The sequence below is a fragment of the Pseudomonas sp. ok266 genome (genome assembly GCF_900110195.1).
Lineage (GTDB): Bacteria > Pseudomonadota > Gammaproteobacteria > Pseudomonadales > Pseudomonadaceae > Aquipseudomonas > Aquipseudomonas neuropathica.
Window position 1 is genome coordinate 70,933 of sequence record NZ_FOCU01000003.1, and the last position, 12,016, is coordinate 82,948.

Below are 12,016 nucleotides of genomic sequence, written 5' to 3' on the forward strand. Positions count from 1 at the left end.
TTTGTTGTGAAGACACCCTTAGTCGTTCGGCACTTGAGCTGATCGACAGGCGAAACAAAAAATTTCCGCAGAAGACAAAATCGCTAGAATCCGAGGCTCATCTTTGTAGGAAAAAGGAAATTCCCGTGTCAGCCCAACTCGTGCCGTACGACAGCCTTAACGCCTTGCAGCGTGAGCAAGTCGAGGCGATTGAAATCCATGCCGAGCAGATCAAGTTCTCCGGCGATATCCATGGGGCTTTGCACACCCTGCTGTCGAAACCCGGGCCGGGTGTGAAGGGTTTTGCGCTGCTGGCGGATGAAGTACCCGTGGCGTTTCTGTTGCTCAAGCGCCCGCCAGTGTTGCCGGCCTGGGCCGATGAACACAGCGCCACCTTGCATGCGCTGCAGGTCGATCGCCGCGCCCAGGGCAAGGGCTACGGCAAGGCCTGTCTGCAAGCGTTGCCCGACGTTGCGCGTCAGGCGTGGCCGGAGATCAAGGGACTGGAATTGTCGGTGGACGCGGATAACGACGCAGCCATCGCGCTGTATGCCAAACACGGCTATGTCGACAGCGGCGAAGCGTACAAGGGCCGGATCGGTTACGAACGGCGCATGGGCCTGGTTTTCTAAGTCATCGAGGGATGCACGATGATCGACTCAATCGAAGCACTGGAAGCGATTTACGGACTGCCCCACGAGCGGGCGGTGCGCAAGCAGATCGGTTTTCTCAACGACGATTATCAGGCAATGGTGCGCCTGTCGCCGCTGGTGATTGTCAGCTCGGTGGGCACCGATGGCCTGGATAATTCGCCGCGCGGTGACAAAGCCGGGTTTGTGCGGATCATTGACGAACGCACGCTGGCGTTGCCCGATCGCCCAGGTAACAACCGCATCGATACCCTGCGCAATGTGCTGCACGATTCGCGGGTGTCGTTGTTGTTCATTATTCCGGGGATTGGCGAGACGTTGCGGGTCAATGGCACGGCGGTGATTAGTGCTGAGCCGCAGTTGCTGGAAAACTTTGCGGTGAACGGCAAACCGGCGAAAACGGTGTTGCTGGTGACGGTGGAAGCGGCGTTCTTTCATTGCTCGAAAGCCTTCGTCCGCTCCGACGCATGGAACCCGGAAACCCATCTGCCGCGCTCGGCCCTGCCCTCTGCTGGCGCCTTCCACAAACGTCTGAATGACGGCCAGTTCGACGCTGATACCTACGACCGCGAAGCGCCGAAACGCGTAACCGACACCCTCTACTGACACTCCCGTAAATGATCGTTCCCACGCTCTGCGTGGGAATGCAGCTGGGGACGCTCTGCGTCCCAAAGTCGTGACGCAGAGCGTCACAGGAGGCATTCCCACGCGGAGCGTGGGAACGATCAGTATCGGGCTGGTTTTAGAGGGTAAGGATCATCTCGTGCCACGCCATGCCGCCGTGGTCGGACTCAGACGGTTTGATGTAGGCAAAGCCAAACCCGGCATACAACGGGATATGCTTTTCCTTGCACATCAAATGAATGGTCGCCTTATCCATCCCGCGCATACGTTCAATGAACTCGCCCATCAAACGTTTGGCCAAACCCTGCCCCTGATAATCCGGGTGCACCACCACCGACATGATCACCACGTTTGGCCCTTTCGGGTCGTGGCCGATCAGTTCCTTGAACGCCTCGTCCGACATCTGCACATCAAACGCCGCGCCGGAGTTGACGAAGCCTGCGACCTCACCGTCCACCTCGGCAACGACAAAACCTTCCGGCCAGGTGGCAATGCGCGTGGCGATCTTCTCGCGGGTGGCCGCTTCGTCACCTTCGTAGGCAACGGTTTCGATGGCGTAGCAGCGGTCCAGGTCGGCGGCGGTGACGTTGCGGATAACGGTGTTCATGGCGGCTCGGAAATCGGCAGAAGAAAGTGCCGAAAGCATAAAGGAATAAGGCCTGCATATCGATGCGCAAGGGCGGCGTAAAGCCTGCGTATAAGTGCTTTTCTTCGGGTTCGCGGCGGGCTATTTCTCAGGTGTGTCTCTGATCACCCTTGGGGGAAACCGTTTATGAGCAGCGTTGAAATCGGCCTGTTGATGGTGTTGGGCATCAGTACGTTCGGCTTTATCACTCTGGGCATCGACCTGTTGCGGGCGCGACGGTTGGGCAAGAGTAAACGCGGTTGAAAACCATGAGGCGGATCAGTGATCCGCCTCATGTCTGTTGGTTCAGCCCTTGGTATCGACCGGCACGCAGATTTCCAGTTTGCCGGTGTGCAGCCGCGGATTGAAATCGGCGCTATAGCGCTCCAGTTCCGGGGCATTGAGCTCTACGTAGTGCGAGGTCGGCAGCCAGGTCTTGTAGATGTATTGCAGGGTTTGCGGCAGCTGTTCGAGCGGCCCCTTGTGCTCGAACACCGCGTATTGCCGAGGCAGCACTTCGACCCACTGGTAGACCTTCTGGTCGAGGTCATCGAGTTTGCTGATTTCCACCCCGGCGATGTAATCGAAGCCGCCCTTGCCGTCGAAATTGCTGCAGACACCGTAGGTCACTTCGTTCTTTTGCCCCTGGATCTTTCCCAGGTGCGGCAAGAACTTTTCCCACAGCGCCGGGATGTCTTTGGCTGTGTCTTGGGTAAATCGACCGCGAAAACCTGCAATCAGCAAGAAGTGTCCATGTTCGAAGCGAGGTTCAGCCACTTCGACGCGTTTTTGCTCATCCATGACTCGACTCCTGGAACAAAAAAGGGGGTTCGGCTGGGAGTATAGAAAGCCAAAGCCGATTCGCACGTTTACAGCGCGTGCAACTGCTCGACGGCGCCCGAACCGACAAATTCGTTGTAGCCAGATACGATCACGTACACCGCGAAATAGCAGAAGATCGCTGCAGATGCCAGGTACGAATAGCGCAATAGCTTATCGCCCAGCAGCTTGCCACCATGGCTCGCAGCGAAGCACAAACCCGCCGACCACAGCAGTCCGGCGCAGAGGAACCCACCGAGGAACAGCGCCGAACTCAAAGGACCGCCACCACCGGAACGCGCAATCAAGGTGCCGCCTACCGCCGCGAACCAGAGAATCGCGCTCGGCGACGACATCGCGAGAAATATCCCCCGGAAGAACTCCTTGCGATGGGAGTTCTGCCCCACTTCCGCCGTGGCCGCCAACTGCGCCTCGTGGTGAATCGCCGAGTAAATCATCTTCGCCGCGAAGTAGATCAGCAGCGCCGAACCACCAATCCACAACACCCAGCGCACGGTCTCGTACTGCAACAGAACCGTCATCCCGGCCAGCGCCAGCACCGCGTAAATCAGGTCGCCAACGCAGGTACCGAGGCCCAGCGCAAAGCCCTGAAAGTAACCACGCTGCATCGCCAGGGTGATCATGGCGATGTTGGCTACGCCGATATCCAGGCACAACGAAAGGCTCAGCAAGAAGCCGCTGGTGAATTCCATCTACCGATTTCCTTGGGCAAATATGTTTGAAAAACGCGCTGGACAGTATGCCATCACAGCCCTTATCTTCCGCCACAGGTCACCGCAGTGACCAGCGTCGCTCGGACGGTTCCGGGCGCTTACGTTATCCGAGGCAACAATGGCTGAACAAGGTTCGCCGCGCCGCTTTGCGCGCATAGATCGACTCCCCCCTTACGTTTTCAACATCACCGCCGAGCTGAAAATGGCTGCCAGGCGTCGTGGTGAAGACATCATCGACTTGAGCATGGGCAACCCCGACGGCGCCACGCCGCCGCATATAGTCGAAAAACTCGTCCAGGTTGCCCAACGCGAAGACACCCACGGTTACTCCACATCCAAGGGCATTCCGCGCCTGCGCCGGGCGATTTCCAACTGGTACAAGCAACGCTACGAGGTCGACATCGACCCGGAAAGCGAAGCCATTGTCACCATCGGTTCCAAGGAAGGCCTGGCGCATTTGATGCTGGCAACCCTGGATCAGGGCGACACCGTATTGGTGCCAAACCCGAGCTACCCGATTCACATCTACGGTGCGGTGATTGCCGGTGCCCAGGTGCGTTCGGTGCCGCTGGTGCCTGGCGTGGACTTCTTCGACGAACTGGAACGGGCCATTCGCGGCTCGATTCCGAAACCGAAAATGATGATCCTCGGCTTCCCATCGAATCCGACCGCACAGTGCGTGGAACTGGACTTCTTCGAACGGGTGATCGCCCTCGCCAAGCAGTACGACGTGCTGGTAATTCACGATCTGGCGTACGCCGACATCGTCTACGACGGCTGGAAAGCCCCGTCGATCATGCAAGTGCCGGGCGCCAAGGACATTGCTGTGGAGTTTTTCACCCTGTCCAAGAGCTACAACATGGCCGGCTGGCGCATCGGTTTCATGGTCGGTAATCCGGAACTGGTCAACGCTCTGGCGCGGATCAAGAGCTACCACGACTACGGCACCTTCACCCCGCTGCAAGTCGCGGCGATTGCCGCGCTGGAAGGCGATCAGCAGTGTGTGCGCGACATCGCAGAGCAGTATCGCCAGCGCCGCAACGTGCTGGTCAAAGGCCTGCATGAGCTGGGCTGGATGGTTGAGAATCCGAAGGCGTCGATGTACGTCTGGGCGAAGATTCCTGAGCAGTACGCGCATCTGGGTTCGCTGGAGTTTGCCAAGAAACTGCTGGCCGAGGCCAAGGTCTGCGTCTCGCCGGGGGTGGGTTTTGGTGAGTATGGCGACGATCACGTGCGCTTTGCGCTGATCGAAAACCAGGACCGCATACGTCAGGCGGTGCGCGGGATTCGCGGCATGTTCCGGGCGGATGGCCTGAGTCCAAAAACTTCCGCCTGACACCTATCCCCTGTGGGAGCGAGCTTGCTCGCGAAGGCGTCGTGTCAGCTAAATCAATGCTGACTGACCCACCGCTTTCGCGAGCAAGCTCGCTCCCACATTGGTTTTGTGTGTAGCGAAGAAATCATCACCCACAAAAAAACCGCATCGCTGCGGTTTTTTTGTGCCTGCGTGAAGCTGCTTAAACGAACAGCGACAGCAGCAGGATAAAGCCCAACGCAACGATGGACAGGATGGTTTCCATCGCCGTCCAGGTCTTGAACGTCTCGGCCACGGTCATGTTGAAGTACTGCTTCACCAGCCAGAAACCGGCGTCGTTCACGTGGGACAGGATCAGCGAACCGGCGCCGGTGGCCAGTACCAACAGCTCACGGTTAACGCCCGGAATCATCCCCACCACCGGCACGACAATGCCCGCGCCAGTAATGGTCGCCACAGTTGCCGAACCGGTCGCGATACGAATCACCGCTGCCACCAGCCACGCCAGCAGGATCGGCGAGATCTGCGCGCTGACCGCCATGTGGCCGATCACGTCGCCCACGCCGCTGGTCACCAGCATCTGCTTGAAACCACCGCCGGCACCGATGATCAGAATGATCGCGGCGGTTGGCGCCAGGCTCGCGTCGAGCCACTTGAGCATCTGCTGGGAACCGATGCCCTGTTTGTGGCCGAAGGTGTACAGCGACAGCAGCAACGCCAGCAGCAGTGCCGAGATCGGGTGACCGATCATGTCCATCCAGGTGCGGAAGAAGTGACCGTCCGGCAACGCCACGTCAGCGAAGGTTTTCAGCAGCATCAGGAACACCGGCAGCAGCACGGTGATCAGGGTGATGCTGAAGCTCGGCAGCGTGGCCGAGTCGTCGTTTTCGCGGGCCAGTTGATCGACCAGTTCCTGATTCGGGTGACCCGGAATGTGCTTGGCGATAAACGTACCGAAGATCGGACCGGCAATGATCGCGGTCGGCAGCGCAACGATCAGACCGTAGAGAATGGTCTTGCCGATGTCAGCGCCAAACACGCCGATGGCCAGCAGCGGGCCCGGGTGCGGTGGCACCAGACCGTGCACGGCGGACAGACCGGCGAGCAGCGGGATACCGATCTTGATGATCGACACGCCGGTGCGGCGCGCAACGATGAACACCAACGGAATCAGCAGCACGAAGCCGATTTCGAAGAACAGCGGGATGCCGACAAGGAATGCGGCGAACATCATCGCCCACTGGACTTTGTCTTTGCCGAACGCCCGGATCAGGGTCTGGGCGATCTGATCCGCCCCGCCCGACTCGGCCATCATTTTGCCGAGCATGGTGCCCAGCGCAAGGATGATGCCGACAAAGCCGAGCACGCCACCGAAGCCGTCCTGGAACGCTTTGATGATGGTGCCGATCGGCATGCCCGACGTCAGGCCGAGGAACGCGGCGGCGATGGTCAGGGAAATGAACGGGTGAATCTTGAATTTGGTGATCAGGATAATCAGGCCGATTACCGTGACCACTGCATCGAGCAGCAGGTAGGCGTCGTGGGACATGCCAAACATTGGGGGTGTCTCCTGGATTGTTGTTGTTATTAAAGCGGGTTAAACAGAAGTCGGAAGGACAGCGCTATCTCTTTCAACACACTCATACCGCCTGTTTCAGACCGTGGGCCTGCCACCAGACGTGAGCCTGGGACGCCAGTTCTTCAACACTGTGGATCGAAGCATTCAACGCCAACGTCAACGGCTCACCTATCGGCGATTCGAGGGTGGCGAACTGGCTTTCGATCAACGTCGCGGGCATGAAGTGGCCCGGACGGTGGGACACACGTTCAGCGGCAACTTCAGGGGTCAATTCAAGAAACACGAAACCCAGGCCCGGCAAGGCGCTGCGCAACACTTCGCGATAACTGTGTTTAAGGGCCGAGCAGGTCAGCACCGGGCGTTTGCCCAGCGCGTCGACGCGACGCAGTTCATCGCACAGGCTGTCGAGCCAGCCGGCACGGTCGTCGTCGTTCAGGGGAATCCCCGCGCTCATCTTTTCGATGTTCGCGGCCGGATGGAAAGTATCGCCTTCAATGGCAGTGGCGCCGCTCAATTGGCACAGGGCCTCGCTGACGCACGTCTTGCCGCAACCGGCAACGCCCATGATGACCAGGGCGGTGATGGGATGACTCATATAACACCTCAGCGCGCAGACAGCGCTACCTTTGCTAGCTATGACTCTAGTGCACAGGCAGAAGTTGCCGACGCCTTCTTGTCGTTTTTTTGGGTTGCAGCAGGTTTGTTCCCAACGCCAAAAAGCGAAGATCAGGCAGGACCTCGCTTACGCATTTACAGCTGCATCAGGACAGCGCTACCTTAGTGCCTTGATTTTTGTTTGGCAAGCCGCCCGATGACCTCCCCTAAAAACGATAAAAACACTCGCACCACCGGCCGTCCCACCCTGAATGAAGTTGCCCGTCTGGCCGGTGTCAGCCCGATTACTGCCTCCCGGGCCTTGCGCGGTGTCAGCACCGTGGCCACTGACCTTGTGGAAAAAGTCCAGAAAGCCGCGCTCGAACTCAACTACGTGGTCAACCCTGCCGCCCGCGCATTGGCCTCGGCGCAGAGCCATTCGGTGGTGGTTCTAGTGCCTTCGTTATCCAACTTGCTGTTCATCGATACGCTGGAAGCCATTCATCGGGTACTGACGCCCAAAGGCTTCGAAGTGCTGATCGGCAACTTCCACTATTCACGCGATGAAGAAGAAAACCTGCTGCGCAACTACATGGCCTATCAGCCGCGTGGATTTTTGCTGACCGGGTTTGATCGCACGGAAAGTTCACGACGGATGATCGAGGCGAGCAACATTCCCTGCGTTTACATGATGGAACTGGACAGCGCTGCCGGAGTGAATTGCGTAGGGTTCTCGCAACTGAGTGCCGGTGAAACGGCGGCCGAACATTTGCTTTCGCGTGGGCGCAAGCGTCTGGCTTACATCGGTGCGCAACTTGATCAGCGCACCTTGTTGCGCGGTGAAGGCTTTCGCAAAGCGTTGCAAAAGGCCGGACGTTACGACCCGGATCTGGAAGTACTGACGCCTCGTTCTTCATCGGTGGGCTTGGGCGGGGAGTTGTTTTTGCAATTGCTCGCGGCGCATCCGGACGTTGATGCGATCTTCTTCGGTAACGATGACCTGGCGCAGGGTGCGTTGCTGGAGGCGCTGCGCAACGGCATCAAGATTCCTGAGCAGGTAGCGATTCTCGGTTTCAACGACTTGCCAATGTCCGAACACATGGTGCCGCGCCTGAGCAGCATCAACACCCCGCGTGAAGCGATTGGCAGGCGCGCGGCGGAGCAGATGCTGACGTTGATGGCCGGTAACAGCGTGGCGCGTCCGGTGGAAGACATGGGCTTTGAACTGAAGATTCGCGAAAGCACCTGACTTCCCACAGATTCAAGGTTGAAACACAATCCCTGTGGGAGCGAGCAGGCTCGCTCCCACATTGGATCTCCACAGTCGCTAGTGGCTGAGCAGATCAACCAGAGCCAGTGCGCCCTTTTGTAAGGGCTGGCTCTTGAGCCATACCGCATGCACCGGCATCACCAGACCATTTTCGATGTTGCGGAAATTCAGCCGTTTCAGTCGCCCGGACTCAATCCACGACTGCACCACCGACAGCGGGAAATTACCCCAACCCAATCCTGCCTCGACCATTTCCATGGCCGTCTCGAGATTGTCCGTGCGCCAATACGACTCCGCCACCAACGGCCGTGTTTCGCTGATTGGCAAGTCACGACTGGCGACGATGATTTGCCGTACATGCACCAGATCCTCGAGAAACAGATCCTGCCCCTGCAACAACGGACTGTCCGCCGCCAGGGTGGCGATCATCCGTTCGCTGCCGACAAACTGAAAACGCTCCAGTACATTCATGCTCAATCCGGCGAACGCCAGGCACAGGCTGACGCGGCCGCTGTGCAGCATCGCCAGCACGTCGTCCTGCGGCGCGGTCAGCACTTCGATATCGAGCAGCGGATGCCGCTCGGCGATCAGCTTGATCGCCGCCAGCAAACGGCGCCGGTCGATGTCCGCGACTACGCCGATCGACAACTTGCTCTCCAGCCCCAACGACAGTTCCACCGCATGCACTTGCAACTGCTTGAGTTGCTCGGCAATCAGCCGCGCGTGTGGCACCAGCGACAGCGCCATCGCCGTGGGTTGCGGTTCGCGATGGCTGCGGTCGAACAGCAGATAACCGAGTTCCGCCTCAAGGTTGCCGATCCCCATACTTACGGCCGACGGGACTTTGCCCAACGCACGCGCCGCCGCCGAAAACGAGCCGCGTTCGATTACGGCAAGAAACAGCTCGATGCTGTCACTGTTGAAATTCAATTTGCACACCTATCAACAAAACTGAAAGCTACTGACTTTTTCTGTCAGCCCTATTGAAGCTATCTTTCGCCGCCTTCGCCAGTCCCGCTGGCGACAAACGGCAAGAAAGAGGCAACTCCCCATGCAAGGCGTCAAACGCAAACTGGTCTACGTGTCGCTCTACGAAGTGATCGGCATGACTTTCTCCGCCCTCGGTCTGGCGTTATTGTCCGGCACCTCACCGGGCAGCACCGGGCCACTGGCGGTGATCATCACCACCATCGCCGTGACCTGGAATTTCATTTACACCTCGCTGTTCGAGCGCTGGGAAAGTCGCCAGGTATCGCGCACGCGCACAGTGAAACGCCGTATCGCTCACGCGGTGGGCTTTCAACTGACGCTGATCGTGTTCCTGATTCCGTTGATTGCCTGGTGGATGAACATCAGTCTGGTGCAGGCGTTTCTGCTCGATCTGGCGCTGATCATTTTCATCCCCTGCTACACGTTTGCCTTCAATTGGCTGTTTGACCGGATTTTCGGGCTGCCAGCCTCGGCGCTACCAGATTCGGCGGCTGCGGCATAAATCGTTAATTCGTAAGCAGATATTGCGAGAATTCAGCGGTTTATCTGTTTAATCCGCCGATATTCACAATCCGTGAACTCCGATAGCAGGCTAAGCTTTTCCATCAATAAAAAATGGACCAGCCCATGACTGCACACGCCCCCGCCACCGCGCAAAGCGACGGCATCGACCCGATACGCGCCGCTCAGGTGTCAGCCCGCATCGATCGCCTTCCGGCGGTCGCGACGATATGGCGGCTGGTGGCGCTGCTGTCGATCGGTGGGTTTTTCGAACTCTACGACCTGTTCCAGACCGCTTACATCAGCCCCGGACTGATCCGCGACGGGATCTTTGCCACTGGCAATCAGGGCGTGTTCGGTTTCTCTGATCAGGCAGAGTTTGCCTCGGCAACGTTTCTCGGCCTGTTCCTCGGCGCCAGTCTGCTCAGCCCATTGGCGGATCGTTTCGGCCGCCGTGCGATCTTCACCTTCGCGCTGGTCTGGTACACGGTGGCGACGGTGTTGATGGGGATTCAGAGTTCGGCGCTGGGTATCATCTGCATGCGCTTTCTGGTTGGCATCGGCCTGGGCATCGAGCTGGTCACCATTGATGCCTACCTTTCTGAACTGGTGCCGAAACGCATGCGCAGCTCAGCCTTTGCCTTCGCGTTTTTCGTGCAGTTCCTGTCGGTGCCGGCGGTGGCATTGATGTCGTGGTGGCTGGTGCCGCAAGCGCCGTTCGGGGTCTCCGGCTGGCGTTGGGTGGTGCTGGCCAGCGCGGTGTTTGCGCTGTTTATCTGGTGGCTGCGCAAACGTCTGCCGGAGTCGCCGCGCTGGCTCGCGCAGCATGGCCGCTTTGAGGAAGCCAACCGGATTCTCGACCACATTGAAACCCGTTGCCAGAAGGACTACGGCAAACCGCTGGACGCCCCCGAAGCCGTGCCCGTCGACGTCGAAGGCAAGGGCCGTTTTGCCGATATCTGGCAGCCGCCGTATCGTCGCCGCGCGTTGATGCTGATCGTCTTCCACATCTTCCAGGCAATCGGTTTCTTCGGTTTCGGCAACTGGCTGCCGGCGCTGCTGTCCGGCCAAGGCGTCAGCGTCACCCACAGTTTGATGTACGCCTTCATCATCACCCTCGCCTACCCGCTCGGGCCGCTGCTGTTCGTGAAGTTCGCCAACCGCTTCGAAAACAAATGGCAGATCGTCGGCTCGGCCCTCGGCGCGATGACCTTCGGCACCTTGTTCGCCCTGCAGACCAGCGCATTCGGGCTGATCTTCTGCGGGGTGATGATCACCTTCTGCAATGCCTGGCTGAGTTTCAGCTATCACTCGTACCAGAGCGAACTGTTCCCGACCAACATCCGCGCGCGCGCCGTGGGTTTCTGTTATTCGTTCAGTCGCTTGTCGACAGTGTTCAGCAGCTTGTTGATCGGCTTGTTTCTCGACAATTTCGGTACGCCGGGGGTATTGGCGTTTATCGTCAGCAGCATGCTGATCGTGATGCTGACCATCGGCTGGTTCGGCCCGCGCACGCGCAATCTGGCGCTGGAGAACATCGCTCATCGCTGATGGGACAACGGTCATCCTCTGCCACTTATCGGCAAGGGATGACCGCCACGAATACCTGACTGATGATCAAGTTGTTGAAATAAAAGGATTTATTCAAAAGGCACGGTAATTGCTCCGATACGCGAGTCAGCAATTACCTACAGGTCCGCACATCATGTTGATCAGTGCCAAACAACAGCAAATCATTCATCTGCCCAAAGCGCTGAATGACGATGCGACGTCCATCGCCGCAGCCGGTCTGCAAGGTGGTCTGCACGGCGCCATGCTGCAAACCCTGCAAAACCAGACCCAGGCGCAAACCGCCGAAGCCACTGCCAAGGTGCAGGACTCGGCCACGCAGATCGCCACCCAGCAAGTCAGCGAAGCCACACGCATCAGCGATAACGTCGACGAAGCGTTCGCCAAGACCCGCGTGAACCTGCAATCGACCGACGCCACCACAGCCTCGGCGGCATCCGCCACTGACGAGTTCAAGGACTACATGAGCAAGACGCCGGAACAGCGTCTGCGCGACAGTATCCTGCAGTCCATGGGGCTGACCGAAGACGACATCAAAGCCATGCCGCCGGAGAAACAACTGGCCATCGGCAAAGAGATCGCCGAGCGCTTGCAGGACAAAATGAAGTTGGCGCAGGCGGAAAAAGACAACGATGTGAAGGACAGCGACAAGCAGGCGGGCAAGTTTCTCGCTGCGCTCTAAGTTTCATAACATTGAAAGAAGGCCCCACGAGGGCCTTTTTTCCGTTTGGGGCTTTGCGCCTTTCATCGGTTAACCGGTAATCAGC

General features: G+C 58.5%; 13 protein-coding genes. 7 read left to right on the top strand and 6 right to left on the bottom strand.

Translation table 11 applies throughout. The features are described from left to right. Positions 1-125: 125 nt before the first annotated feature. Positions 126-611: a GNAT family N-acetyltransferase gene (locus BMY54_RS06135; RefSeq protein ID WP_093430438.1), complete on the top strand. Its 486-nt coding sequence runs from the start codon at positions 126-128 to the stop codon at positions 609-611. A gap of 18 nt (positions 612-629) precedes the next feature. Beyond that, a complete protein-coding gene (locus BMY54_RS06140) occupies positions 630-1,235 on the top strand; it encodes a pyridoxamine 5'-phosphate oxidase family protein (protein ID WP_093430439.1) in 606 nt (201 codons plus the stop codon). Positions 1,236-1,371: 136 nt separating this feature from the next. Here BMY54_RS06140 and BMY54_RS06145 read toward each other — a convergent pair whose 3' ends face one another. The 3 genes from BMY54_RS06145 to BMY54_RS06155 all read right to left on the bottom strand — a co-directional run bounded on the left by BMY54_RS06145 (position 1,372) and on the right by BMY54_RS06155 (position 3,410). Next, on the bottom strand, positions 1,372-1,860 hold the full coding sequence (locus BMY54_RS06145; RefSeq protein WP_093430440.1) for a GNAT family N-acetyltransferase: 489 nt from the start codon (positions 1,858-1,860) through the stop codon (positions 1,372-1,374). Positions 1,861-2,184: 324 nt separating this feature from the next. Next, on the bottom strand, positions 2,185-2,679 hold the full coding sequence (locus BMY54_RS06150; protein WP_093430441.1) for a GyrI-like domain-containing protein: 495 nt from the start codon (positions 2,677-2,679) through the stop codon (positions 2,185-2,187). Between the two features lie 68 nt (positions 2,680-2,747). Beyond that, entirely contained in the window at positions 2,748-3,410 is a 663-nt protein-coding gene (locus BMY54_RS06155; protein WP_093430442.1) for a LysE family translocator, read from the bottom strand. 139 nt (positions 3,411-3,549) lie between these two features. Between BMY54_RS06155 and alaC the strand changes: the two genes are divergently transcribed. Next, on the top strand, positions 3,550-4,767 hold the full coding sequence (alaC, locus tag BMY54_RS06160; RefSeq protein ID WP_093430443.1) for an alanine transaminase: 1,218 nt from the start codon (positions 3,550-3,552) through the stop codon (positions 4,765-4,767). A 181-nt stretch (positions 4,768-4,948) separates the two neighbouring features. Here the strand turns inward: alaC and BMY54_RS06165 are convergent, their stop codons facing one another. Both BMY54_RS06165 and BMY54_RS06170 read right to left on the bottom strand, forming a co-directional pair. Beyond that, positions 4,949-6,304: a GntP family permease gene (locus BMY54_RS06165; RefSeq protein ID WP_093430444.1), complete on the bottom strand. Its 1,356-nt coding sequence runs from the start codon at positions 6,302-6,304 to the stop codon at positions 4,949-4,951. Between the two features lie 82 nt (positions 6,305-6,386). Beyond that, entirely contained in the window at positions 6,387-6,920 is a 534-nt protein-coding gene (locus BMY54_RS06170) for a gluconokinase (protein ID WP_093430445.1), read from the bottom strand. A 216-nt stretch (positions 6,921-7,136) separates the two neighbouring features. Here BMY54_RS06170 and BMY54_RS06175 point away from each other — a divergent pair, with 216 nt between their 5' ends. Next, positions 7,137-8,168 carry an HTH-type transcriptional regulator GntR gene (locus tag BMY54_RS06175; RefSeq protein WP_093430446.1) on the top strand — a complete coding sequence of 344 codons (1,032 nt, stop codon included), beginning with the start codon at positions 7,137-7,139 and terminating at the stop codon, positions 8,166-8,168. A 78-nt stretch (positions 8,169-8,246) separates the two neighbouring features. On the opposite strand, the gene BMY54_RS06180 is transcribed toward BMY54_RS06175, so the two are convergent. Further along, entirely contained in the window at positions 8,247-9,119 is an 873-nt protein-coding gene (locus tag BMY54_RS06180) for a LysR family transcriptional regulator (protein ID WP_093430447.1), read from the bottom strand. A 121-nt stretch (positions 9,120-9,240) separates the two neighbouring features. On the opposite strand from BMY54_RS06180, the gene BMY54_RS06185 reads away from it, so the two are divergent. The 3 genes from BMY54_RS06185 (at position 9,241) to BMY54_RS06195 (ending at position 11,931) form a co-directional block, all read left to right on the top strand. Beyond that, positions 9,241-9,681, top strand: coding sequence for a PACE efflux transporter (locus BMY54_RS06185; RefSeq protein WP_093430448.1), 441 nt, complete (start codon positions 9,241-9,243; stop codon positions 9,679-9,681). A gap of 125 nt (positions 9,682-9,806) precedes the next feature. Beyond that, entirely contained in the window at positions 9,807-11,231 is a 1,425-nt protein-coding gene (locus BMY54_RS06190) for an MFS transporter (protein WP_093430449.1), read from the top strand. A 154-nt stretch (positions 11,232-11,385) separates the two neighbouring features. Next, entirely contained in the window at positions 11,386-11,931 is a 546-nt protein-coding gene (locus tag BMY54_RS06195) for a hypothetical protein (protein ID WP_093430450.1), read from the top strand. The last annotated feature ends 85 nt before the right edge of the window (positions 11,932-12,016 follow it).